The following is a 25,505-nucleotide window of genomic DNA, read 5'->3' as shown; positions in this document are numbered from 1 at the left end:
ATACCCGGCTACGTTGAGTTTGGTTTTATTCATCAATTTTACGCTGAATACATTTCTGCGCAAAAGAATCATACTCACGCTGGCGCTTAGTTTCCTTTCTGTTACAGCTCTTTTTATCCTGTTTGATGTTTATATTGGCGACACCGGTTGGGAAATAGATATGGGAATTCCAATCCTGTTGGTTGTCTATTTAACTGTATTTTTTCTCATTTTTTTGATACGGAAAGCAAGGCAAAAAGGGTTGAATGTTATCGCCTATTCACTAATTGCCGCCGGTGTACTTTGCATTTGTACTGAAGGGATGATTTCCGTTTATTCGCAAAACACAGTGTACTTTGGATGGAGTCTGATTGTGATGGGTTCCGTTGTTTTTATCGCCTTGCCGTTGTTCTATATCCATTACCAGCTGAAAAAAGCAACCGACCTGAAACGGTTTTTTCATATTTAGGAGATGTATCATTAATTAACTATTTTTGTTTAGGAAAAAAATCAAACAATTTTTACTGAAATGGGAGAAAAATTTGTTGTAGATAAGAAAGGACGTAAAATTGCCATTCAGGTTCCAATCAATGTATATAAAAAGCTGGTGGCCGATTCTGAAGAGCTGGATGAAATAAAGGAATATCGAAAAGCTAAAGCCCGTAAAGGCGATGCAATTCCTTTTGAACAGGCATTCAGGGAAATAGAAGAGGCTACAAAATGAAGTACACTATTTTTATTGAACGTTACGCCCAAAAACAAATAATGAAATTGGACAAACAGGTAATTCCTGTTATTAAGGCTGCTATAGCAGGACTCGCCGATAATCCGCGCCCTCATGGTTGTAAAAAATTAAAAGGAGAAGATGCCTATCGTATCCGGGTTGGTGATTACCGGGTTATTTATGAAATTGATGATGAAAAGATTATTGTCATCATAGTTTCCGCCGGGCATAGGAAATCAGTTTACCGTTAACTTTTCCTAAAAAATCATCCACAGTTCATTCCACAAATCCCTGCCCAACACGAAAAACAAAAGCAAACTGGCCACCCACCCGTGGTAAAGGCCCAAAGCCAAAAGGTTTTTCCATTTAAAATAAGCAAATGCAAACACCAGCTCCATGAAAAAAGTAAATACCATTAATGGAAGGCTGGGATAGTGAACCAGGGCAAACACCGCAGAAGTGAGCAGGATAATTTGAATTTTACTGAGTTTTACCGTAGTTATCGACCGTAAATTCCCGGCAATTAGCGACAGCATTAAAAACTGCTGGATGACTCCCCATGCCGGATAAAAAATGAAAACAGGAATAATATGCCAGTTAAGAAAAACGGCATTGTATGAAATGCCATACCAAACTATGGCTGCAGTCATCAGCAAAGCAAACGGTGTAATAAAAAGAAATGTCTGCTTGAAACGATTTTTCCGAAACCCCCAGTGCTGTATGATTTGCCTGTTATTCCGGTATCTTTTGTAAATATAAACCGACCAAAAAATGCAGGCAGCGCCAATATAAAATGCCCGCAGGTTCAGCCAGTCCATAAAAACATATTTTAGTAAACCGGTTGCAACAACTGCCACAATTTCAAAGCTCCGTAGCTTATCGGTTTCTTTTGAATTTTTCATTTTTTAAATGAATTTTTCAACTCATTTAAAAGCTCACTTAAATTAACCGTGGCATACGTGGATGCATAATCAGACATCGCATAGGGAATTATCAGTTCGTCGTTATGAATCATCGATCCGCAGGAATAAACCACGTTGGGTACATATCCCTCCCGCTCTTCGGCATTGGGAACCAGCAGCGGATTTTTTAATCTCCCAATTTCTTTCTCCGGATTTTCGAGGTCGAACAACGAAGCTCCCAACGTGTATTCGCGCATCGATCCAACTCCATGTGTTATTACCAACCAGCCTTCCGGTGTTTCTATGGGCGAACCTCCGTTTCCAATCTGGATAAACTCCCACGGAAATTTAGGTTGTTGCAGTAATTTAGCCTTCCGCCAAATATTGATGTCATCAGAATAAGCAATGTAATTGTTAAAGCCATCTAACCGGCACAGCATGGCATATTTCCCGTTCACTTTCCGGGGGAAAAGCGCCATGCCTTTGTTTTGGGCAATTTCGCCATGAAGCGGAAGTACCTTAAAATGGTAAAAATCTCTTGTGCCGAGCATTTTGGGTAAGATAGTGGCACCGTCGTAAGCAGTGTAGGTGGCGTAATAAATGGTTTCGCCATTATCTTCTGTGAATTTTACAAAACGGGCATCTTCAATCCCGTTTTTTTCATTTGCCGAAACGGGAAAAATTACCCGTTCTGAAATGTTTGTGTCCAGCGAAAAATCGAGTTCGTAGTGCGATTTGGCCAGCCACATAATCTGGTTGAAAAGAATTTCTTTATAGGAGGCCAGGTGAAGTGTTTGTCTTGCCTCTTTAATACAATCCCTCAATTCGCCATACGTAAATTTATCGTTTAGCTTGTCGAGGATGATACCGGAAGGAATTAAAGAATGAATATCCTTCATTTCATCGAGCTTGCTTTTAAACGATGCTTTATCGTACATGTGCTTTCTTACGTGTTGGGCTTCTTCCAGCATATTGCCAACCGGCTCAACTGACAGGTTGTTGTTTTTATCAAGCACACCAGTGCGGAAAACAATAGACGAAATATGCCCTTCTCCTGTTGCCCTAAAACTAAGAATTACCCGTTGTTCGTCGGGACCAGTCTCCGACTGATCGGGATGTTCCACAACCGAGGGATTAAAAAAGGCCGCCGATTCAATGGAATACTCCATGGTAAAATAGGACCCGATGAGCGACTTTTGCGAAATGTCGAGCGAATCGGGGTCAACATCCAACTGTTTTAACAGATGTGAAATTTTATTGAAATGCTTTTCGAAAATTTTTGAAATGTTTCTGTGCCGCAGGGAGAAATCCCTCAGTATGGGATTTAATGCCTGCGATGCCGAATGCTCAGGCATATTTAAAACCGAACGAATCGTGTTAAGCGCCCTTTCATCACCTGTATAAAGAAACCGTGCGATTACCCTCGATGAATCCGGATTGAATTTTATATCCTTCCTGTTTACTGCTACATGCATTGATTGTTTATTTTATAATTTTTCTAAAGGTAGTGGTAAATGTGGAATAAAAGCTTTACTATTTTTTTGATTTATTTCGAAAGTGTTTACAGAAAACTCAAATACCCTCAATTAACAAAAGCCCCTAACTAAGAAAGACCGAAAAAAACAAACCTGAAGGTTGTTATTCTTAAAATTGAAACACAATGAATTGGGACAATCAATTTTTAGAAAAGCTGATAAAAACGGCGGATGACAATCGCTCGCTCATCCCGCGAATAATAGTTGGACTGGTTTTTCTTTCCTCTACCCAAAATGGCTTGAATTTTCATGGCAGCAATATCTGCATCGCTGTATAACCTGAATCGATCATTAATTTCAACAATTCCGACCAGCGGATGAGGATAATAAACTATGTCAACCTTTATTTTATTCAGATAGCAAAAAATACCCAGATTTCTGTGCCCACTTTCAAAATCAAAACGACTTCCAAACTCTTTTCGTAATTCATTGACAATAAAAGAATTATTAAATTCTTCATGACTAAACAGATCCAAATCCACGGAACTCCGGTGCCCGTAGCGCAAAGCCAATGTGGCTCCCCTCACCAGCGAAAAAGGAAGGAGAGAAGGAAGCCCCATCAACTTTTTTAGTAGGGAAAAAGTTCCGGATTCGATTGCCTCAGTATGTAGCATCTGAATTCTTTTAATGGTTTGCCTGTAACAGCACTTGCAAGGTGTATTCGGTGTTCAGGTAAATATTTGGCATTCAGCAGGACTTCGGTAATTTTTCATCGCCGTAGTACTGGCGGCACTGGCGGATATCTTCCACATCGCCGCGCTCGAAAACCCGCTCTATTACAAAATTTGCTTTGGCATCGTAATCGATTTGCTCAAAGTTTACATCCCAAAAAATGCGTTCATTGAATAGCAGTTTCTGTTTTGCTTTCATACAACGAAGATAATGAATTTGGCGTAGAATTAAGTTACCTGAGAAAATCGCAACGATAAAAATTATAGCGTTTATAATTCAAATAGTTTAGGAACCACCAAAAATTATCCTATTTTTGGGTCAATTCTAAAAAAAAAATGCCACAAGCCAATTGCAATTGAACGTCTGAAAATCAGGCCGGAAATACGGTTATGTGCAGAATGTTTGAATAAATAAAATAGTATGCAAAAAATTCTGATTTTAATTAACGACGGACCTTACGGAACAGAAAAAGCTTACAACGGATTACGTTTGGCCAACCAGTTAAACAAAGCCCACGAAGATGTGGAAGTACGAATTTTTTTAATGGCCGATGCAGCATCGTGCGCCATAGCCGGGCAAACCACGCCCAACGGCTATTACAACATCGAACGGATGATGAATTTTTCCATAAAAAAAGGTGCCCAGGTAAAAATCTGCGGCTCGTGTGCCGATGCCCGCGGACTGAAAAATGCCCCGCTTATTGAAGGAACTGAAATCAGTACCATGTCCGAATTAACCGAGTGAGTAGTAGACAGCGATAAAGTGATCACTTTCTGAGAAATAAAAATATAGTTATCAGGAGGCCATTCATTTTTTCTGAAGAATAAAAACCCGGTCCCGGTGATTTTTCAGCAATGTAAAACCAAAATTCCGGAAAATAAATCCAATGGTTTCAAGGTTGTAAAAAACCACGTGCGTGGGATCGGTGGCATACCGCCAACTTTTAAATTTGGTTGTGTCACTCCAGAGTTGTGTCATAACCACGAGAATTCCTTCTGGTTTGAGCAGGCCGTTTAATTTGTACATTTCATCGGCTGGTCTGAAAAAATGCTCGAAGCACTCGGTGGCAAAAATGAAATCGAAAGTTCCCAGCGGATGTTCCGGGAAAAAGATGGGGTCGTAAAATTCACAATTATAGCCTTCTTTTTCGAGAAGTCGGTTGAGCGTGGGTACCGGGCCACAACCATAATCGAGTCCGCGATAATCAGTTTTTAAATAGTTCAGCGCAGGTTTTATGGCCTGGTTCAAATGGGTTACATACCCTTTGTCGTGAATACTGTTATTGTGCTCCAGGTAGCGTTCTTTTTCCTCATTTCGCTCCGGGCGGTTAATTCTCTTTTCAAAAACCAGTTTACAGTTTTCGCACAGATATAACCTGCGGCTCTGAGGGCCTTCTACTTCAGGTTTAAAACTTTTGGTATAACACAGCGGGCAAATTTCCATACATTATTAATTCATTGTTTAACCCAAATATTTCCCGCATATCTCGCTGATTTTCGCAGATTTTTTTTGTATTCATTCTCTTCTGTGCTTATCAGCATAGTTTGCGGGATATTTTTTCTTGCGCTGATCCCGATGATTATTGCAGACTTTTCATTTCTTGCTCTAACTCTTTTCTGCGTTGATCAGCGCTTTCTGCGGGATATTTTTCTCCATTTTTAAGAAAAAGTGATTTCTCCTTCACAAACGTAATACTCAACTTGTGCATGGCGCGTGTGCAGGCAATGTAAAGCAAGCTGCGGTCGTTGGGATTATGGTAGTTTTTTGCATCGGCTCCGGGTACTACTACCTCGTCAAATTCCAATCCTTTCGACATGTGCACTGAACATACGATAATACCTCCTGAAAAGGCAGCACTTTCGTCGGTTAGCAAAACAACGTCAGGAATTTCTTCCGATAACTCGATATGAATTTGGGCGGCTTGTTTCTGGGTTTTACAGATAATTCCCAGCGAGTGGTGCCCCGATTTTTTGAACGCGGCAATGCGCTCCCGGATCAGATTCACCTCCCCTACCCTGTTTTTGCACTGAATTACTGCTGGTTCCTCGCCGTGCCGTTCCATGGCTTCCATTTCGGCATTGAGAATAATGGTTTGTGCAAACGTTGCGATTTCGTAAGTTGAACGGTAGCTTTTGTTCAGTTTCATCACATCGGCACCGGGAAAAACTTTGGCAATTTCTTCGGAAGATGACGAACTGTAAGTGTTCACCGACTGGCTGGCATCGCCCAGAATGGTCTTTTTACAGGGAAACAACCGCGCTAAAACGGCATATTGAACCGGCGTGTAATCCTGCATTTCGTCCACCAGCAGGTGTTTCACCTTACTGAACGAAGCCGCGCCTTCCAGTTTCATTTTCAAAAAAATCAACGGAAAAACATCGGAATATTCGTACGCACTTTTGGCGGCCATTTTCAACATTTCGGGCATTTCGAGCCATTCGTAAAAATCTTTGTACAGCGCCCGCAAATTGGTGATGCGGAACATATTTTTCACTGATTTACGCAGTTCGTTGCGTTCCCGTCCCGAAATTTCGTAATTATTGTAAAACATCAGGTCACGCTCAATGTCTTCCACCACTTTATTGAAACGGCTAAACAAAGGCACCCGGTGCCATTTCCTGAAATGTTCCTCAATGTAATCGACTGGAACAGGATTCCTCTTCACCATCAGCATTTCCGGTTCAAAATAGTTGTTTTCGATGTGTGCCAGGTATTCGTTCAGTTTTTTCACAAAGCCGAAAGTGGATTTAAACTGAATGCGTTCGCGAAATGCTTCATTGTTTTTTTCGAGTAGGATGGAAACCTGCTGGAAAAAGGTCTGGAACCGGTATTTTCCATCCAACAGTTTGGCAGCCAATTCTTCCATGCCCAGTTCGGGAATTTTCTCTTCGCCCAGCTCGGGCAACACGTTGGAGATGTAATCGGCAAACACTTTGTTGGGAGAAAGAATCAAAATGTCTTCGGAAGAAATATCTTCGCGGAAGCGGTAGAGCAAAAAAGCGATGCGGTGCAATGCGATGGAGGTTTTCCCCGAGCCGGCCACTCCCTGGATGATCAATTCGCGCGAAGTTTCATTGCGGATGATAGCATTCTGGTTACGCTGAATTGTGGCAACAATGTGGTTCATTTTATCGTCCGATGCTTTGCTCAACTCCTTCTGCAAAATATCGTCGTGAATGTTGAGCGAACTTTCCAGCATGTACTCCATTTTCCCGTTGCGGATGCGGTATTGCCGTTTCAGCAGGATATTCCCATCCACTCTGCCATCCGGGGTTTCGTAGTGCGCCGGGCCATTTTCAAAATCGTAAAACAGTGTGGAAATGGGTGCCCGCCAGTCGTGAATCAGGTTGGCTTTTTCTGCTTCATCAAAATAGGCATGTACGCCCACGTAAACAGGATATGCCTGGCCGTTGCCATTTTCCGAAAAATCGAAGCGGCCAAAGTAGGGTGATTTAAGCAGTTTCTGAATCCGCTTTTTGCGCTCCAGCGCAGCTTCACCGGTTAATGCAGCGGTTGTTACCGACTGCCGTACAGCATTCTTCTCCACATGATCCATGTCAGATTTATTCTCGTACAGGTAATTTTTCTGCTCCTGCAAATCTTTGGCATACCCCGAAACTTTATTGTCAATCTCTTCCAGGGCATTGTTCAGCTTTTGCTTTACTGTATCTAAATATTTTCGTTCCTCAGTTTCTGTTTTATGAATCATGTTCTCCGTTCTCATTAAAAAAGTTCCTCGTTTTCAGGATGCCTATGCATCCTGTCAATCAAACAAAAAATTGTGGATTGAATTATTCCGGCTTTTGACCAATCCGGATATGAAGACAATATGTTTGTTTTTCACATTGCGGTACGAAAATAGTAAAATCGGATTGGCAGAATGAAAAAGCCAGTCAGGTTTAACAAAAATGTAAGTTTCCGGGAAACTATCGATTTTCTCATGCACCTTTCATTTTTTTGACAGTGCGGATTAGGTAAAGAAATGCAGCCACTCCGGAGATGACATTGGCGGTAAACGCGGCCCAAAATACACCGGGCAACTGAAACAAAATGCTTCCCAGCCAGGCAAAAGGGACATAGATCCCCATCATGCGAAGGAATGAAAAAAAGGCGGAAGGCAACGGTTTTTTAAGGCCGTTAAAAGTTGACATGCTAAGCATCAGCAGCCCCTGAAACCCGTAACTCATCCCCACAATTTTCATGTAACCGGAGGTGATGTCAACAACCTGCTGATTATCGGAAAACAGCGCTGCAATTGGATCTGAAAAAAGCAGGAAAACCACAAATATGAACGCTCCCCAACTCAGGGAAAAAATCCCTGCGTATTTTAGCGCCTGGAAAATTCGGGAAAATTTACGCTGACTGATATTCTGCCCCATAAAAATTATCATCACCGAACCGAGCGCTGAAATCATCATTAGTGCAAACGTTTCAACACGCGATGCCACACCGAAAGCTGCCACTGCCTCTTCGCCAAAACCGGCAATAATGCGGGTAATCAGTCCGAGCGAAATGGGAGTAATCAGCAACGCCAAACTTGCAGGACCTGCAATGTACAACACTTCTCCCCAGGTTTTCACGATTTCGGAAATGCGGCCAATGTTACGGGTCAGCAAATTTTCGCGGCGAATGAGGATATACAGAATAAAAATCAGACTGGAGCCTCTTGAAATAACTGTAGCAAGGGCAGCACCTTTTATGCCCATTTCAGGAAACGGACCGATGCCAAAAATCAGCAACGGGTCGAGAACTGCATTCACAATTGCCGCTATAACCATAAGCATTCCGGGGTAAAAAGTGTCGCCTGTGGCACGTACAATACTGTTTCCAATCATGGGTACGATTACAACTGCCACCCCGTAATACCACACGCTCATGTAATCGTTGATGTATCCCAGGATTTCGGGAGCAGCTCCAAGGGCGGTAAATAAAGGTTTGATGGTCAACAACCCGAAAATAACAAATACCACAACGACAATAACGCCCAGAAAAACCGCACGGCTGGCCATCCGGCGCACAATTTCGCGCCTGGTACTCACAATGTTGCGCGATACCAGCGAAGAAGTTCCAATGCCAATTCCGTGGGACAGACTATTCACAAACATGATAACCGGGAAACAAAACCCGATGGCTGCCAGCTGCTGTACCCCCAGCCGCCCAATGAAATAAGTGTCAACCAGGTTAAAAATCACCATGCCTGCCAGCCCCAGCAACATGGGCCAGGTAAGGCTTGTCAACTGCCTGCCAATATTTCCCTCGGTGAGGTTTTTATTTACTTTTGGCATTTTACAAATATTGCGTATAAAAATGAATTGAAAGAATATTTCGGGGCTTAATCCTTTGGAGTTTCAAAATTTGTTGCTTCAAAAATTTTAACTTTGTGAAAACGGTTCTGAAAATGAAAAAACAAAATCTTACTGTTATCCTTTCATCATTGCTGGTTGCGTTTTTGCTGCTGGGTTATTTCATGAAAGACAACCTGAACAACTTTATTTCTGAAAAAATGAGGGAATCAAACGACAGTACGGAAGTACTTTCTGGTGAACGGTGGGTGGATTCACTTTTCAACTACACGAAAAACAATAAAAATTTTGAATACACGCTGCTGCAATTCAAATCAACCGGATGCACCATTTGCAAACAAATGGAACCTGAACTGGAAAAAGTAAAAAACACACCGGGCGAAAAAATAAATGTCGTTGTGCTGAGTGTAATGAACGCAAACAGCCAGAATGTGATGAAATATTTAGGGATTTCGGCAGTCCCCACCCACCTGATTCTCGATAAGCAGGGAAACGAAATTTTCCGGAAATACGGGTTTATTTCAGGAGAAGAATTACTACAAAAAATGCAATGACCGGTAAAACAGAACTGTTCTTTTTAAATTTACGTTTTTTGCTCTACCCAAATCACGCTCAAAAGAGTGATCATACCGGGCAATTTCGTACCACTTTCCGAGGTACCTGTCCAAATCGAGTTCGTTAATTGTAGTTGTACCCACTGTCGTTTGTGTTGTTTTACACCCTGTGTTTATTACTGAAAATGCAGTAACAACCGCAAATTGACCAAAAGTTTTCTCATTGTATGTAACTTCAACCATTCATTTTTCCAACAAGCTCTTTTCTCAATCCTGTGCAATTCTTCGCATCATTTCCATGCACATCCGGCTGTTGTGGTACGGCGCTTTCCAGCCGTTTACTTTGTCATTGGGCAGGGTTTTCAGTTCAGCATCAACTCCCCAAAACCACTCCCCATTTTCCGAGTCGATAATGTATTTCTGAATAAAATCCCAGCTTTGCCGGGTGAGTCCGAGGTATTTTTCCTCGCCGGTCAGTTGCCAGGCATTAAAAAACCCGACTACTGCTTCTGCCTGCGGCCACCAGTCGAACTGTTCCATCAAATGCTCACCAGCTTTTTCGTAATACAATCCGCCGTTTTCATCCAGGCCTTCATTTTTAGTTACCTCAGCCATTTTGATCGCCACTTTCTCCACTTCTTCAATCAGTTCCTTGTCGCCCAAAACTTCGGCAGCCTCGCAAAGCAACCAGCTTCCTTCAATGTCGTGCCCGTAGGAATCGATGTCGGAACGCACGGTCCAGTCGGCATCGAAAAACAGGTAAAAATGATAAGTTTCCGCATCAATAATTTTATCGAGAAAAATACGAATGAGATGGCGCAGCTGCTTTTCCGACTCTTCGGTTTTCCAAATCCGGTACAGGTTGGTGTAGGCTTCGAGAATGTGCAGGTGTGTGTTCATCGATTTTTTCACGTTCAGTTCTTTGGGGCTCAGCCGCTGGTCATCGGTCTCTTCCCAGTCGGCAGTTTTGGCCTCGAAATATCCGCCAAATTCACTGTCGAAAGCAAATTTTTCCATCAGCATGAACATCGACTCAGCAATTTGCTTCGCCGTTTCATCATTAAAAGTGAGGTAATATTCGGAAAGTGCGTAAATGAAAAATGCTTCGGCATAAAACTGTTTTTTGGTATCCACGGGTGTGCCGTCAGGATTTACGCTCCAGTAAATTCCCCCGTTAACCGGGTCCCAAAACGATTCCTTCAAAATACGAAATGCCTCATCGGCCATTTTTTGGTAAACAGCTGTTGGATAATAGCGGTAAGCCGCAGCATAAGTCCACATAATTCGCGTAACAAAAACTGCAGAAAGCGGCGCTTCCTGAAATTTCTCACCTTTGTTGGTAATCCGCCCGAAAAAGGTTCCCCGTTTCGGATCATAAACTTCTTTTGCCCAGTAGTTCAGGATGTTGTCGGTGAGCTCATTTTCAAACTCTTTTTTAAACTTATTTAAATTCATGAGAGTAGAATAAATTTTTATCGTGATCAGGAAAAAATATCCCGGCATCGATACGAATCCTGTCCAGTGTCTCCATCAGGTCGAGGCTCATTTGCCAGGACATTTTATCGCTTTCAATTTTACCGGCATCTATACATTCCATCACGTGGGCAGCTTCGTACTGGTAACCAAAACCTTCCTTGTGCTCCGACGGATAAGTCACAGGCTCTTCACCTTTTTTCCAAACGGTAATATTTGTAGGCACATACCATTTGGGATTCAAAACCAGGTAGCCATTTTCGCACCAGTACTCAGTTTGTGTGGGCGAAAAAGAAGCAAAGCTGGAAGTGAGGCTGGCCATTTCGCCATTTTTATATTTGAAAATCATGCTGATAGTTTCCTCCGAACCAGTTGATGCAAAATCGGCAAATGTTTTTATGATTTCGGGTTTCCCCAGCGAAGTGAGCGCGGCAAATACCGGGTAAATTCCAATATCGAGCAGCGACCCGCCACCAAGTTTTACATTGTAAAGCCGTTTTTGAGGATCGAAAACTCCGTTAAATGCAAAGTCGGAACGAACCGTTTTCAGTCCACCCAACTCACCCGATTTGATAACTTCCATAGCCTTGTTAAAACTCGGCTGAAACATGGTCCAGAATGCCTCCATTAAAAAAGTATTGTTTTTTTGTGCGGCGGCAATCATTTCCGAGGCTTCATTGCGGTTCATTGCAAAGGCTTTCTCGCACAAAACTGCCTTTTGGTTTTCCAGGCAAAGCAACGCGTGTTCGTGGTGGTGCGAGTGAGGCGTGGCAACATACACCACGTCAACTTCCGGGTCGTTCACCATTTCTTCGTAACTGCCGTAGGCTTTTTCATATCCAAATTCGCCGGCAAAATCCTTTGCTTTTTGAAAATCGCGCGATGCAGCCGCATACAAATTTGCATTGGGCAGCAATTTTAAATCATTACTGAATTTTTTGGCGATATGCCCGCAGCCTAAAACGGCCCAGTTGTAAGTTTTTCCCATAATTTTAATATTTCTCCAAAAGTAAGAAGTGTTTTACGTTTTCCAATTTTTTAGTGAATTCTGTTTAAAAATGTTACAGACTTCTCGTTGCTAATTACCGGTTCCAGGTTTCAAAGATCATCCGTCATTGGTCATCTGTCACTGGTTAATAGGAAAGACGCTCGGATGTACCAACTGCGTCTTATCCCTTCTTCGAGCTCCCATCTCCCTGCTTCTCCCCATTTTTACCGTTCACTGTTCGTTTCTCTTCACTGCCTACTGCGACTGATCACTGATCACTTCTTCCCATTCCTGTCAATCAGCTCATTAATTTTCTTCACACTCTCTGCCGAACGCAATCCGTCTTCCGGTGTATTCAAACAATAATCCACCAGCCTTTCGATGGTAGATGTGGCCACGTGCATCCGCGTATCGGATGAGCCGTAATAAATAAAAACCTCATCCTTTTCGTTTCGAATCCAGCCATTGGAGAACAAAACGTTTGAAACGTCGCCGATGCGCTCCTCCCCTTCCGGTGCCATAAAATAACCGCCGGGCCGTGCAATCACTTTCGACGGGTCTTCGAGGCTGGTCATAAACATGTACAATACGTAACGCAATCCGGCCGCACAGGCGCGCACACCATGTGCCAGGTGCAGCCAGCCCCTATCGGTTTTCATCGGTGCCGGTCCCTGTCCGTTTTTCAGTTCTTTTATGGTATGATACACTTTCTCATCGATGATTTCTTCGTGTGGTGCTTCGGCTTTGCTGATGTCGTCAACCAGGGCCCAGCCAATGCCGCCACCGCCACCAACCTCGATGAAGCCATCCTGCGGACGGGTATAAAAAGCATATTTACCATCTACAAATTCAGGGTGCAACACCAGGTTCCGTTGCTGCCCGTGGTGCGAAATGAAATCGGGCAAACGCTCCCAGTTGACCATATCTCTGGTGCGGGCAATCCCGCCGCTGGCAGTGGCCATGGAGGTGTCGCCCTTTGGTGCCGAAGGATCTTTTCGTTCGGCGCAAAAAACTCCGTAAATCCAGCCATCCTCGTGCTTAACCACCCGCATGTCGTACAAATTAGTGTCATGGGCATCCGTTTCGGGCATGGTAACGGGCCGTTCCCAAAACCGCCAGTTATCAATTCCGTTCGGACTTTCGGCCACGGCAAAAAACGATTTGCGGTCCCAGCCTTCCACGCGGGCTACGAGCAAATATTTTCCATCGAGGTATATGGCACCGCTATTAAATGCCGCGTTGATTCCAATCCGCTGCATCAAAAACGGGTTGCTATCGTAATTCAAATCAAACCTCCACTCCAACGGAGCATGATTTCCGGTTAAAATGGGACGTTTGTAGCGCGTATAAATTCCGTTGAATGCTTTTTTTCGCGGTTTGTTCTTTTTCGTCAACAACTTTTCATGCCGCTTTTGCAGTTTTTCCAGTTGCTTTTTAAACTCTTTTTTTGAAGGAACCATATCTGTCTAAATTTCAAATCTCAAATTTCAAAATACAATCTTCCGATTTATGTTTGTTATTTCTGTTTCTACCTGTCCGGCAGCTTGTCCCACCATGTTTTTTTCAGGATAAATCCGCAAATCAGGGTAACAATAATAGTTATCCAGATGGGCAGTGTTTCTTTCAGTACAATGTATATGGGCAGTGCTACCAATGCGGTTTGCGCGATGGTGCCCAGCAACACATTCAGCATGTCGCGCTTGAAATTTTTATTGGGAACAAACGTGGGATCTTCGGCCATCACTTTACGTTTTATTGGTCCCCAGAATCCCCAGGGATTTACATTCCGGTAGAACTCTTTGAGTGTTTCCTCGTCGGTTGGTTTGGTAAGAAATGTTCCGAGCAGCGCACCGACAATCGAGATGAACAGCAACCACGGGAAGTAGTATAAATCGAGCGTTTCAGAAAAAACATAGGGAAAAATGAGGGCCGGAATCAACCCGGTAACCATTCCCCAGAAATAGCCGTACCCGTTGAACCGCCACCAGTACCATTTCAGTACGTTTGAAACCACGTAACTACCATAAAGCGCCGACACAATCCATTGCAGCACACTGTTTACATCCTGCGCAAAAACACCGAAAATGATGCTGACAATAACCACTAAAACTCCGGTAATGTAATTCATGTTGCGGGTTTCAATGTTCGACGCGCCCGGTTTAATGTAGCGCAGGTAAATATCATTCACAAGATAAGCCTGGGCAGCATTTAGCGTGCCGGCAAAAGTGGAATTAAACGCCGCCAGCAACCCGGCCAGCAGCAGTCCCATAAAACCGATGGGCACAAATTCTGAAATGGCCGACGGCAAAATCTGCTCGAAATCGATTTGGCCGGCCACCATCAGGTTCAGCCGGTCGTAATACAACAACCCGAGAATGGCAAAACCGGCAATCATAAAGTAACGTATCGGCATCAGTACTACTGAAACAAACCCGCTCATTTTAGCAGCTTCTTTGGGAGATTTTGTGGAAAGAATTTTCTGCATATCGTAGGTGGGTGCCGGTCCGGCCAGTGATACCAGGACACCTTTAAAAACCATCATCATAAAAAAGATGGAAAAGAGTGAATAACCGTCGCTGGCAATTTTGGCATTCACCTCATCGATGGTGCCGCGCCAGTCGAGGTCGAGTTCCCAACCGAAAAACGGCGAGTGCCAGCCATCGGGAACTTCCAGTGTTTCCACCGCCATGGCTTTCATAGCGAGGATACCAATGAAAATTGCAGAAACAGTCATGATAACGTATTGCAGCACATCGGCCCACACGATACTCGACATACCGCCCAAAACGGCGTAGAATACCGCGAACAGCGTAAAGGCAATTCCGTAAATATGGGGTACGTATTCCAGCGGAACTTCAAACGGAATGTAAGGTGCCACCACATCCCACGGGATAAAAATCATGACAAATTTTCCCAGCCCGATGAATCCATAGGCGAGGTAGCCAAGACACATAATCAGCGCAAAAACCACCACAACCCCGTGCGACAGGTTGCTGTCGCGCCGGCGGCCAAAACGGGTGTTGATCCATTCGGCACCGGTAGTTACCTTCGATCTCCTCAGCCAGATACTCAGGAAAACCATCAGAAAAATCTGGTTAAAAACCGGCCACAGCCAGGGAATCCAGATACTTTTCAGCCCATAAACAAACAGTAGTGTTACCAGCCACATGGTGCCCGAAATATCAAACATACCCGAAGCGTTGGAAAGGCCGAGCATGTACCAGGGTAGTTTATTTCCGCCCAGCAGGTAGTTGGCTTTGCTTTTCTGGGCTACTTTTTTAAGAATGAGGCCAATAAAAACGGTGGCAAGGAGGTAGGCAAAAATTATGACAATGTCGATAATTGTAAGTTTCATTTCCGGGTCTGTTAGTTATCGGTTTAAAATTAAAATTGCATCTAAAATATAGTTTTTGTCAAAAATACAATTTTACATTAAATTTCCACATTCCGGATTTTTATTTGGATTATGCAGACTTTCAGTTACCGATCAGCATTTTCCAGTAACTCTTCAAAGGTTTCCGGTTTGGCCAGAATTTTCCGGTTTGCATCGATTAAAAACATAGTGGGCGTGGCAAAAATGTTATAGTCTTTAGCAACTTTACCATCCCACATTTTAAGGTCCGAAAGATTATAAAACTCTTCGAATCCTGCTTCAGCAACGGCATTTTTCCACTCTCTTTCAGAAGTATCGAGCGATATGGCTATAATTTCAAAGTTGCCGGGGTTAAATTGCCGCAACCAGGTTTTAATGCGGGGCAACAATTCAACACAGTGAGGGCACCAGCTGGCCCAGAAAACAATATCCCCTTTGTTGAAAATAAAATCGAGTTGCTGTGGCGGTTCACCCATCACTTTTGCGTAAGCCGTTTGCCCAAAAACAAGGCGGTACATTCCGGGAGTTGCATTGGCCGGAAACTGCCAACTGACCTGCTTCATCTGGTGACTCGAAGTCACCTGATGAATAGAACCCTGCGAATCCAAATTGTTTTCAACAGGCAAACTGCCCTCCACTTGCTGAAGTTCCAGCGTATCCACCGGCGTAAACTTATCGCCCCTGATACTTCCCAATGCCACAGGGTTATCGGGTTGGTTTTTTATGCTGACCTGTAAGGAATAGGGCTGCGCACAGGAATAATATACTGACAAGAAAAACCAAACAACTCTTTTTCATATTCTTATAAAAATATACTAAAAACTACCAGCAAGATAAACCCATTTACCTAATTATAAAAAACAGCAGACGTAAATTTTACCCTGACAATTTCTGAATGGGTTAATAGAAAAGGTCGTCTGGCTATTAACCAGACGACCATCAAAAATATCAAAAGAGAGTGTTTCTGCTGTAACCAAATTCAATCAATGGTCTCGAACAAGAATTAGTTTACGGTTAACCTCATCTTCGTTTAATATTATTTTCAAAAAATAAATTCCCGTCACCCTGTCTGACAAATCTATTTCAAGGCGTTCTTCTACGTAAAGAGTATTTCGTAAAACTACTTTACCCAGTATATCGGTAACCAAAATCTCTGCTTTATGTCCGGGGTATTCTGAAAAATCAACATAAACTCTTCCTGAGGTTGGATTGGGATAAACTTTTACTTCCAAATTTTCCAATAATTGAATACCTGATGAAAAGCTTACACACAGGGTAAATGAACTGAAAGCTTCCTCACCATCCAAGTCGGCGGCCACAAGCAACAGGTTATAACATCCCGTATCTGAAACTGCCGGATACGCAATGAGTGAATCGTTCCTGAAACTAAGCCATTCAGGCAAAGTGCTTCCATCTTCCACTCTTAAAGAAAGAGAGATACTGTCTCCCTCATCATTGTCATCGAATAGTTCACCTTTTTCTGAACTTAAAATCACCGACAATGTATCACCTGCGTTCATTTCCAGATTTTCTGGATGTTGAACCAGGGAAGGAGGATGATTAACCTTCGACACAAACAGTATAAATTCAGTATAATATGCTTTTCCTGTTTCAATGCTAACAACTTTCACAGTAATTAATGATTCCCCATACACATTATCTGCAAGTGTTAATTTCAGGGTTCCCGTTTCATCTCCCAATTCATGTTCGAAGCTGTAGGAATCAACCAGTTCTTCATTTGAAAACTCCAGGGCGAATTCAAGTGGAAGTGTTTCACAAACTGCTCCGCCAAAAATTCCTGAGAGCTGAACAGATACCATTTCTGTTCCCTGTAAAACTTCAACATCTGATACGGGATTGATGAAAGGATCGGCGTAACTCATCAGAACAGTTATTTCAAAACTCAGAGTATCGCTGTTGCCCGATGCATCGACAGCCACCCAGCGCTCCGTAGTGGTTCCCACCGGAAACTCGCCGTCCGGGCCAAGTCCTTCGTACAGAAACAGATTTTCTACTCCGCAATTGTCGCTGACCGGAATTTCCGGATAATCGATCTTCGCCTTACATTCTCCTTCAGGAGCCGCAACCTCGATGTCTCCCACAGTACTGAAGACAGGTCTGATGGTATCAAAAACAGATACGACGTTCAGGCAGGAAGTTTTGTTTTGGTTGAAATCGGTTACAGACACGGAGAAATAGTTGTAGCCCAGATCATCACAGGTGAAAACCTCCTTGTGCGTGTAAATTCTTTTGATTCCACAGGCATCCCAGGCATCGGCATAAATTTCATTTACATCGATAAAAGCTTCGCCGTTTTTATCGAGGTAAACCTCTAAATCGCGGCAATCGACCTGCGGAGCTATATTATCTACAACAGAAACAGTTGTATAACAGGTGTCAGAATAATTATCTTCGTTGGTTACAATCACCATTACATCCACGTCATTCCCGGCATCTGCACAGGTGAATGTACCCGGGGTTGCCGAAAGAATCAAATCGGCAAAAGCGGTGTGGGCATCGCTGGAACCTGCTGCTATATTTTCCAGGTCGGTTGATGAAAGCGTGTAATTCCCTGTTTCATTCAAATAAATGGAAATGGGATTACAAACTGCAACCGGCACAGAATATTCCAAAACCGTCAGTGTGACGGAAACCGTACTGTCGCAACCGGCAACCGAAGTAAAGGTTTTTGTGTAAACGCCGCCCTCATTCAGACTCTCTCCGCCAAAAATATAGGGCAATTCGTCTTCATGGATGGTCACTTCAATAGTTTCATCATATACCGGGTTCACCGTCAGCGTTAATGTAACAACACTGTCGCAGCCATTCACCGAGGTGAAAGTATGTTCGTATTCTCCGGATTCAGTGTAAGCTGTTTCGCCAAAGTCATAGCTTTCCCCCTCGCAAATAGTTGCTGTTTCCGTGTGATTGTAAACCGGATTCACTGTTAAAGTCAAGACCACCGTAGAGTCGCAACCGTCAACCGATTCAAATACTTCGGTGTATTCGCCGGGAGTTGTCAGATTCTGGGTTCCGAATACGTAAGTATCTCCTTCACAAATTGTCTGTGCATCCGTGTGATTGTAAACCGGATTCACTGTTAATGTCAGAACCACTGTAGAGTCGCAACCGTCAATCGTGTTGAAAGTGTGTGAGTACTCACCGGATTCAGTGTAAGTTGTTCCGCCAAAATCATAGTTTTCTCCTTCGCAAATGGTTGCTGTCTCAGTACTGTTATAAACCGGATTGACAATCAGATTGAGCGTTACCACTGAGTCGCAGCCATGAATTGTTTGAAATGTTTCGGTATATATTCCGCTTTCCGTTAATTCCTGACTTCCAAATACGTAAGGTGTTTCCGATGCACAAATTGTTACCGGCGGGTTTCCGCTCTCGTACATTCTAATATCGTCAAAATATACCATCCCATTCCCGTACAATTCTACCGAAGTTGCTGAAATACTGGTTAAAAGAGGAAATTCTGTGGTAGTTGATCCGCCCGTGGTAGAGCTGGCCTGTTGGCCGTCGATATATACTTTGTAGGTTCCCGCAGCAGCGTCGGCTTCCATTTTTACATGGTACCAAGTATTCGGCGAGGCAGGTTGTAAAATATATTGTGTTCCGTATCCGCCGGCATTTCCGGTGTAATTAAATGTGATGAGGTTGCCGTTGTAAAACTCCACCCGGCCCCAATAGGCGCCCCAATCTCCAACATCCGGATTTCCGATACCCAGTCCGCACCTTCCGCCTGATACGACATTTTCAGCACGCATCCAGCCTTCGAGAACAACGTTGTCGGGTATATTTTCAACCGGTTTGCTGAGGTTAGCCGCCCAACCCGAACCGGAAACTTTTAATGCATGACCCCCGTTTTTCACCGGGTCATCTACTACATAGTGGTCACTAGAATCAGTGCCAGCATACCGGATGTCCCAGTCGTCGGGGAAAGTATTAAGCGGTACTTCTTCGAAAGTTTCGTTTACAAGGTAATCGGGAATGGCATCATCTCCTGAATACATTACATCGTAACCCGGATTTACCTGCAGGTTTAACGTTACCAAGCTGTCGCAGCCGTTCACGGAGTTGAAAGTATGCGTGTATTCTCCGGATTCAGTGTAAGCTGTTTCGCCAAAGTCATAGCTTTCTCCCTCGCAAATTTCAATCGATTCTTCCGTTTCATAGGCAGGGTTTATCGTTAGCGTTTGTGTGACGGAGTTCTCACTTCCGCTTTTCGAATCGGTTGCCGTCAGGCTCACAACATAGTCGCCTGCATCCGTAAAAATATGTTCCGGCTCAAAGTCGGTTGAAGTGGTTCCGTCCCCGAAATCCCAAAGCCAGGTATCGGTATCGATACTTTCGTTTACAAACTGAACGGCGCTGCCTGAGCATAAATTTGAACCTGAAACAGAGAAAGCGGCCAATGGAATTGCCGATTTGGAGATGCTATCGGTTGTAACCACGCTCCACATCGCGTATGAATCGAGGAACTGAAAATGCACGGTATGTTCTCCCACAGGTAGACCGGAGGCATCCAAATCATCCGTGAGGCTATATTCTTCCACCGGCGTTTCCAGCGTGGTATAAACAGCATTTTCAAAATCATCGTCGAACCAATACCGGTAGGCTGTAATCTTGTTGTTGGTGAGTACGCTTCCGCTTTTAAAAAATACCTTGCTTAGTGTGCTGCTGTATCTGTTGTTTTCATCTTTGTAGCGGATATTCAGCACATTAACACCATCGGGCAAAGCAGAAGCATCGATATCGGTTACCAGTTGATGTTGCGTTGCCGGCGTTATGGCAAATTTCTGTTTGTTTTCATAGTCAGAATTGAACCATAGCTCATATTCTGTCAGTTTCTTGTTAGGCACTAAGGTCTCCGTATTTTTATAGAATACTTTGCTTAGCGTGCTGCTGTAAAACCCGTTTTCATCTTTGTAGCGGATATTGAGGATATTTACTCCATCGGACAAGTCTGAAACATCCATATTGGTTACCAATTGATGCTCTGTTGCCGGCGTGATAGCGACCACCTGTTTGTTCCCGAAATCAGAATTAAACCAAAGCTCGTATGCCTGCAGTTTTTTGTCCAGCACCAAGGTTTCTGTATTTTTATAAAATACTTTGCTTAAAGTAGAGCTGTATAAACTGTTTTCATCTTTATACCGGATGTTGAGGACATTTACGCCGTCGGGTAAAGACGAAGCATCAATATCGAGCTCCAGTTGATGCTGTGTTGCCGGTGTGGTAGCAACCACCTGTTTGTTGCCGTAATCACCGTTGAACCAATATTCGTAGCTTTCGAGGTTGGTTTGTGCTTCTGCCCCCAGGAAAAATAAAAAGATGAAAATCGATATTATTAATTTTATCTTTTTCATAACTACTGGTCTTGAGCGGCTGCTTTAATCTGTACGTTTAAGATACCATCGGCATCGGTGGTGGTGGCAATGTTTTGTATCTGAATATGCGGGTTGGACGGCACCGCACCCTCTTTGTAGCCATGTGTTCCTCCGTAAAGGCCAACTTCGGTATTGTCAATGCCTAAATAGGTATCCCGTGATTGCAGGTGGTAATTGTGTTCATAACTAAAAGCGTTTCCTGTCTGGTTGATAAAAATAGTATTCTGGGCAACAGAATAGTAGTTGCCGGATTCAATGGGTGTAGTGCCTAAGTTTGCCGTAGTAATAAAAATATTGTTCTTAATTTGATTGGAAACTCCTGAAAAGTACCTGCCACTGGCGTTTAAGAAAATATTGTTATTACATGTATTGTTGTCGCCCGAAAAAGTGTAGTAGCCTGTAGAACCACCGTAAGAATACATCAGGATATTGTTTTCAAACAAATTGCCATAACTGTATTGTATCCTTCCTTGAATCACTGAATTGAACACCCCGGCATTTTGGGCATTTGAAAGAATAAAATAAGAGCCTGAGAACACACAGTTTATAATAGTTAGGTTGAGTGTGGGATTCGTTAAGTCCCCCTGAACTTTCAAGTCGCCCAGAATTTTGCAATACTTAATAATTACATTATCAACGGCTTCATTGTTGTCGAAAAGAATACTGCCGTTAATATCTGCACCTTCCAGGCGAAATCCGTCAGCATTATCGGAAAGTGTAATATTCCCGATGATAAATGTTTTGGCCGTAGCCTGGGTGGAGTCGGGATAATGTCCGGCCCCAAAAACCAATAACATTTTGTCGATATTCGCCGGAGCAGTAAAGCCGCCGCCGGGCAAATAAATGGTATCTCCTGAAACAGATTCATCGTAGGCGGAAACAAATGCACTGGTCCCTGTAAAATGTTGTACACCTGATGAGCCGTGCAAGGCCACTTTTTGAGCATTTACAAATAGTGCGCAAGCAATTAAGAAAGGAATAAAAGTAAATTTTTTCATGGTTATTTTTTTTGTTATAAAGAATGTTCTAAAATACAATTTCAGGTAGTATAAGAATTATCAAAACGTAAAAAAAAGTGCTCAGATCGTAAATTTTCATCAAAAAATGCATTTCTTTTTGCTGAATCCGTAAAAACTCCCATTTTTACGGGTGCAATCATTAAAAAAATGAAACAACTATTTTTATTCACAATTGTATTGACTCTGTTATCCTGTTCGGGAGGAAAATCAGAAAAAGATAAAAACACTGAAGAAAAAATTCAGGAACAGCAGCCGGTAAATGGCGAAACAGAAATACCTCCAAATTCAACGGAAACCAGCAACAGTTCAGGAATGCAGGTAACCACCCCCAAAAGTGAAATGATCTATTTTGAAGGCGGTTCCTTTTTGATGGGATCCGAAAACGGACTGCCAAACGAAGCACCGGTCCATGAAGTAACGGTTGAACCATTTTACATCGATAAAACACCCGTTACAGTCGCACAGTTCAGGCAATTTATTGAGGTTACCGCCTATAAAACCGAAGCTGAAAAATTCGGCGATTCCGGGGTGTTTAACCTCGAAAAGCAAAACTGGGAATTATTGCCCGGTGCAACATGGAACAAACCTTTCGGACCAACTGGCCCCGATGCTGAAGACAACCACCCGGTAACCCACGTGAGCTGGAACGATGCCGTGGCTTATGCCAAATGGGCCGGCAAACGACTGCCCACTGAAGCCGAATGGGAATATGCCGCACGAAGCGGAGAAAACTCAGGAGAAAAATTTAGTTGGGGTAATGAAGTGTCCGAAAACGGGGAATATTTTGCCAACACCTGGCAGGGATCGCTGGATGCCCCCGAAGCCAAAGACGGCTACCTGTTTACTTCACCCGTGGGGGCTTTTGGCGAAAATGAAGCCGGAGTAACCGATATGGGGGGGAATGTGTGGCAATGGTGCGCTGACACGTACAAACCTTATCCCGGAAGCAATGAACCATTCCGCGAAGACTCAAATATTAAAGTCATCCGGAGCGGTTCCTTTTTCTTCGACCAGAATGGCGAAGACAGTTTCTCTGTGAGTGGCCGCTCGATGAACTCGCACGAAACATCGCTGTTTAATACCGGTTTCCGGTGTGCCAAAAATGCCAATCGCGCAGACAATTGAGAATTTTTAAATCATTATAAAATCACTTAAATCTAAAAAATGACAAAGATGAACCGAAGAAACTTTATTGGAAAAGCAGCTGCCGGCGCAGCAGCTGTAACCATTATTCCTCGCCATGTAATGGGCGGAAAAGGATTTGTTGCTGCCAACGATCGTATTAACCTGGGATTCATTGGAACCGGGAAACAAGTTTACACTCTGCTCAATGGTATTGGCGGCTGTAAAGAAACAGCCGTTGTTGCTGCCTGCGACGTTTTTGACAGCAAGCTGAACAAATTCATCGAATCGGCCAACAAAAAAAATACGGACAAAGGCCTGAACGTAAAAGTGGACAACTACCATTATTACCGCGAATTACTCGATCGCAGCGATGTGGATGCCGTGGTAATTGTTACACCCGACCACTGGCACGCGCAAATAGCTGCTGATGCCGCCAAAGCCGGGAAAGATATCTACTGCGAAAAACCGCTGGCACTTACAGTTGCCGAAGGCCGTGCCATGGTAAATGCTACCCGCAAGTACGACCGCGTGTTTCAAACCGGCAACATGCAACGCTCGTGGCGCGATTTCCGCCATGCCGTCGAGTTAGTTCGTAACGGTTATATTGGCGAAATAAAAGAAGTTAACGTGAGTGTTGGAGAACCTGTAAAACAGTGCGATTTGCCCACACAACCGGTACCCGAGGGGCTCGACTGGAACGAATGGGTTGGCCCATCGCTTTACCGTGGTTACCACGAAGATTTGGCACCTCTCAGCACCGACGGCCCGTGGGCCTGGTGGCGTGGTTACCGGAACTTTGGTGGCGGCCTGATAACCGACTGGGGTGCCCACATGTTCGATATTGCCCAGTGGGCACTCGGTATGGACGAATCTGGTCCCGTGCAGTTTTTACCACCTGCCGACCCGACACAGGACAGCGGACTTACAATGGTTTATGAAAATGGTGTAAGAATGAACCACAAACAGTGGGGCGGCGAGGGCGATTTCAATGCCGTACAGTTTATCGGAACCGAAGGACGGATTGAAGTAAGCCGCAGCTTTTTGCGCACTTTTCCCAACAAGGATCTTGCAAAAGCGAAATTAAAAGAAACCGATGAACGGGTTTATTTCAGCGATAATCACTACCAGGATTGGGTGGATGCCATGAAAAACCGCACCAAACCCATTTCGGATGTTGAAACCGGTCACCGCACCGCTTCGGTTTGTAACGTTACCAACATTGCTTATGAACTCGGGCGTCCGCTCCTGTGGAATCCTGAAAAAGAAAAGTTTGTTGGCGACGACTATGCTAACCTTATGGTGGGCCGTCCATATCGCGGAAAATGGGATTACACTGATTTTTAAAATGAAATCGAAAATATTAACCCTGAAGGTTTATATACTTTCAGGGTTAATTCCAACAAAAAACCTTTACATCATAATGATTTCCTTTTTATAAATTCAAACGGACTTTTAATCCGCCGGAAATTGCCCGTGAGAATCATCTCGGCAGCTGTTCTCCCAATTTCATCATGATTGGTTGAAATGGTGGTTATTCCGCCCTCCAGAATTTCTTTCACCGGATTGTCGTTATAGGCCACTATCCCCACATCGTGGCCCGGGGTCCAACCTTTTGCTTGCAAAATTTTTATGAAACGGTATAAATCATCATCAGCAACAATTACATACGCCTCATTTTTTCTTAAATCCATCTCTTTTAACTCATCAATAATCGAAAACTCCAGCTCATTAACCTGGCAAAAAATCTGAAACCCACGCATTATGTACCTGGGATAATACTGATTTTTCGGAAAAACAAGGTTCAGCTGTTTATATTTCCGGATGAGTTCAATTCCACAAGCCAATGCTGTTTCAATGTCTTTTTCATATTCCTGGTAAACTATTGGATAATCTTTCAGGGTATCGAGGTTCCGGTCTATCAGTAATACTTTTTCGCCCGGAATTTTTCTGATAACACCGGCAACATCGGCATTTTCGTCTTTAAAATGCGGCAGAATAACGTAATAATCATAATTGGAAACATGGTTGACAATAATTTTGGCAAACTGTTCCAAATCGTAATTGTATATGAAAACGTCAACGCTGGCTTTGCTCCCCAGGGTTTCAATGAAAGAATAATAGAGACTTCTCTTGTAATTACTGAGTTTATTAAAAATCAATGCCACTTTGAGCTGCCTGCTCACGTTGGTTTGATTTACATAATATCCTTTCCCGCGAACCGACGATAAAATGCCTTTCTTTTTCAAAAAAACATACGCTTTCTCAACCGTATCGCGCGACAGCAACAACTCTTCGCTGGTTTCATTTATCGAAGGAATGCGCTGTCCCTGTTTGAAAATGCCCGATTCAATATCAGAAATGACCAGATCAACGACCTGTTTGTATTTCGGAACCTCAGACTCATGATTTATCTTCAAATATTCATTCATAATTTTTGCAATAGACAGCAAAAATAAGAAACA

At 43.4% G+C, this 25,505-nt stretch carries 23 protein-coding genes and 1 pseudogene; 8 read left to right on the top strand and 16 right to left on the bottom strand.

Annotated elements, in window-relative coordinates:
* The 3 genes and pseudogenes from ACTCNA_RS03095 to ACTCNA_RS03085 all read left to right on the top strand — a co-directional run.
* Window positions 1-448: pseudogene (locus ACTCNA_RS03095) on the top strand (DUF6320 domain-containing protein); the annotation flags it as partial.
* 60 nt (window positions 449-508) lie between these two features.
* Entirely contained in the window at window positions 509-703 is a 195-nt protein-coding gene (locus ACTCNA_RS03090; protein ID WP_462946434.1) for a hypothetical protein, read from the top strand.
* Window positions 700-954 carry a type II toxin-antitoxin system RelE family toxin gene (locus tag ACTCNA_RS03085; RefSeq protein WP_462946433.1) on the top strand — a complete coding sequence of 85 codons (255 nt, stop codon included), beginning with the start codon at window positions 700-702 and terminating at the stop codon, window positions 952-954. Before ACTCNA_RS03090 ends, ACTCNA_RS03085 begins: the two co-directional genes overlap by 4 nt.
* Window positions 955-960: 6 nt before the next feature.
* On the opposite strand, the gene ACTCNA_RS03080 is transcribed toward ACTCNA_RS03085, so the two are convergent.
* The 4 genes from ACTCNA_RS03080 to ACTCNA_RS03065 form a co-directional block, all read right to left on the bottom strand.
* Window positions 961-1,605: a CPBP family glutamic-type intramembrane protease gene (locus ACTCNA_RS03080; RefSeq protein WP_462946432.1), complete on the bottom strand. Its 645-nt coding sequence runs from the start codon at window positions 1,603-1,605 to the stop codon at window positions 961-963.
* Window positions 1,602-3,080: a glycoside hydrolase family 130 protein gene (locus ACTCNA_RS03075; RefSeq protein WP_462946431.1), complete on the bottom strand. Its 1,479-nt coding sequence runs from the start codon at window positions 3,078-3,080 to the stop codon at window positions 1,602-1,604. Before ACTCNA_RS03075 ends, ACTCNA_RS03080 begins: the two co-directional genes overlap by 4 nt.
* Before the next feature lie 206 nt (window positions 3,081-3,286).
* Window positions 3,287-3,754 (bottom strand): nucleotidyl transferase AbiEii/AbiGii toxin family protein, encoded by a 468-nt coding sequence (locus tag ACTCNA_RS03070; protein WP_462946430.1) that lies wholly within the window; start codon window positions 3,752-3,754, stop codon window positions 3,287-3,289.
* Window positions 3,755-3,827: 73 nt separating this feature from the next.
* Window positions 3,828-4,010 carry a DUF6922 domain-containing protein gene (locus tag ACTCNA_RS03065; protein ID WP_462946429.1) on the bottom strand — a complete coding sequence of 61 codons (183 nt, stop codon included), beginning with the start codon at window positions 4,008-4,010 and terminating at the stop codon, window positions 3,828-3,830.
* Window positions 4,011-4,121: 111 nt separating this feature from the next.
* Between ACTCNA_RS03065 and ACTCNA_RS03060 the strand changes: the two genes are divergently transcribed.
* Both ACTCNA_RS03060 and ACTCNA_RS03055 read left to right on the top strand, forming a co-directional pair.
* On the top strand, window positions 4,122-4,226 hold the full coding sequence (locus tag ACTCNA_RS03060) for a TraR/DksA C4-type zinc finger protein (RefSeq protein WP_462946435.1): 105 nt from the start codon (window positions 4,122-4,124) through the stop codon (window positions 4,224-4,226).
* A gap of 6 nt (window positions 4,227-4,232) precedes the next feature.
* Window positions 4,233-4,556 carry a DsrE/DsrF/TusD sulfur relay family protein gene (locus tag ACTCNA_RS03055; protein ID WP_462946428.1) on the top strand — a complete coding sequence of 108 codons (324 nt, stop codon included), beginning with the start codon at window positions 4,233-4,235 and terminating at the stop codon, window positions 4,554-4,556.
* Window positions 4,557-4,619: 63 nt separating this feature from the next.
* On the opposite strand, the gene ACTCNA_RS03050 is transcribed toward ACTCNA_RS03055, so the two are convergent.
* The 3 genes from ACTCNA_RS03050 to ACTCNA_RS03040 all read right to left on the bottom strand — a co-directional run bounded on the left by ACTCNA_RS03050 (window position 4,620) and on the right by ACTCNA_RS03040 (window position 9,097).
* The gene (locus ACTCNA_RS03050; RefSeq protein ID WP_462946427.1) at window positions 4,620-5,255 is read right to left on the bottom strand and encodes a class I SAM-dependent methyltransferase; all 636 of its coding nucleotides are present in this window, start codon (window positions 5,253-5,255) and stop codon (window positions 4,620-4,622) included.
* A 136-nt stretch (window positions 5,256-5,391) separates the two neighbouring features.
* Window positions 5,392-7,521: a HelD family protein gene (locus tag ACTCNA_RS03045; RefSeq protein WP_462946426.1), complete on the bottom strand. Its 2,130-nt coding sequence runs from the start codon at window positions 7,519-7,521 to the stop codon at window positions 5,392-5,394.
* Window positions 7,522-7,750: 229 nt separating this feature from the next.
* The gene (locus tag ACTCNA_RS03040) at window positions 7,751-9,097 is read right to left on the bottom strand and encodes an MATE family efflux transporter (RefSeq protein WP_462946425.1); all 1,347 of its coding nucleotides are present in this window, start codon (window positions 9,095-9,097) and stop codon (window positions 7,751-7,753) included.
* 113 nt (window positions 9,098-9,210) lie between these two features.
* Here ACTCNA_RS03040 and ACTCNA_RS03035 point away from each other — a divergent pair, with 113 nt between their 5' ends.
* Window positions 9,211-9,669 carry a TlpA family protein disulfide reductase gene (locus ACTCNA_RS03035; protein ID WP_462946424.1) on the top strand — a complete coding sequence of 153 codons (459 nt, stop codon included), beginning with the start codon at window positions 9,211-9,213 and terminating at the stop codon, window positions 9,667-9,669.
* On the opposite strand, the gene ACTCNA_RS03030 is transcribed toward ACTCNA_RS03035, so the two are convergent.
* The 8 genes from ACTCNA_RS03030 to ACTCNA_RS02995 form a co-directional block, all read right to left on the bottom strand.
* Window positions 9,652-9,912, bottom strand: a complete 261-nt coding sequence (locus tag ACTCNA_RS03030; protein WP_462946423.1) for a lipocalin family protein — start codon at window positions 9,910-9,912, stop codon at window positions 9,652-9,654. The two genes, ACTCNA_RS03035 and ACTCNA_RS03030, sit on opposite strands and share 18 nt — an antisense overlap.
* A gap of 24 nt (window positions 9,913-9,936) precedes the next feature.
* Window positions 9,937-11,124, bottom strand: coding sequence for an AGE family epimerase/isomerase (locus ACTCNA_RS03025; RefSeq protein ID WP_462946422.1), 1,188 nt, complete (start codon window positions 11,122-11,124; stop codon window positions 9,937-9,939).
* A complete protein-coding gene (locus tag ACTCNA_RS03020; protein ID WP_462946421.1) occupies window positions 11,111-12,130 on the bottom strand; it encodes a Gfo/Idh/MocA family protein in 1,020 nt (339 codons plus the stop codon). Before ACTCNA_RS03020 ends, ACTCNA_RS03025 begins: the two co-directional genes overlap by 14 nt.
* A 275-nt stretch (window positions 12,131-12,405) precedes the next feature.
* Complete coding sequence (locus ACTCNA_RS03015; RefSeq protein WP_462946420.1) at window positions 12,406-13,590, bottom strand: glycoside hydrolase family 130 protein; 1,185 nt, start codon at window positions 13,588-13,590, stop codon at window positions 12,406-12,408.
* 68 nt (window positions 13,591-13,658) lie between these two features.
* Complete coding sequence (locus ACTCNA_RS03010) at window positions 13,659-15,485, bottom strand: sodium:solute symporter family protein (protein ID WP_462946419.1); 1,827 nt, start codon at window positions 15,483-15,485, stop codon at window positions 13,659-13,661.
* A gap of 125 nt (window positions 15,486-15,610) precedes the next feature.
* A complete protein-coding gene (locus tag ACTCNA_RS03005) occupies window positions 15,611-16,204 on the bottom strand; it encodes a peroxiredoxin family protein (protein WP_462946418.1) in 594 nt (197 codons plus the stop codon).
* A gap of 282 nt (window positions 16,205-16,486) precedes the next feature.
* Complete coding sequence (locus ACTCNA_RS03000) at window positions 16,487-20,878, bottom strand: T9SS type A sorting domain-containing protein (protein WP_462946417.1); 4,392 nt, start codon at window positions 20,876-20,878, stop codon at window positions 16,487-16,489.
* A 2-nt stretch (window positions 20,879-20,880) separates the two neighbouring features.
* Window positions 20,881-21,897 (bottom strand): right-handed parallel beta-helix repeat-containing protein, encoded by a 1,017-nt coding sequence (locus ACTCNA_RS02995; RefSeq protein WP_462946416.1) that lies wholly within the window; start codon window positions 21,895-21,897, stop codon window positions 20,881-20,883.
* Window positions 21,898-22,065: 168 nt separating this feature from the next.
* Here ACTCNA_RS02995 and ACTCNA_RS02990 point away from each other — a divergent pair, with 168 nt between their 5' ends.
* Both ACTCNA_RS02990 and ACTCNA_RS02985 read left to right on the top strand, forming a co-directional pair.
* Complete coding sequence (locus ACTCNA_RS02990; protein WP_462946415.1) at window positions 22,066-23,043, top strand: formylglycine-generating enzyme family protein; 978 nt, start codon at window positions 22,066-22,068, stop codon at window positions 23,041-23,043.
* Between the two features lie 48 nt (window positions 23,044-23,091).
* Window positions 23,092-24,387: a Gfo/Idh/MocA family protein gene (locus ACTCNA_RS02985; RefSeq protein ID WP_462946414.1), complete on the top strand. Its 1,296-nt coding sequence runs from the start codon at window positions 23,092-23,094 to the stop codon at window positions 24,385-24,387.
* Between the two features lie 71 nt (window positions 24,388-24,458).
* Here the strand turns inward: ACTCNA_RS02985 and ACTCNA_RS02980 are convergent, their stop codons facing one another.
* Window positions 24,459-25,472: a GntR family transcriptional regulator gene (locus tag ACTCNA_RS02980; protein ID WP_462946413.1), complete on the bottom strand. Its 1,014-nt coding sequence runs from the start codon at window positions 25,470-25,472 to the stop codon at window positions 24,459-24,461.
* Window positions 25,473-25,505: the final 33 nt, after the last annotated feature.

It is taken from the genome of Tangfeifania sp. (assembly GCF_055108615.1).
The sequence above is the reverse complement of the archived record's forward strand: the minus strand, read 5'-3'. Positions and strand labels throughout refer to the sequence as shown.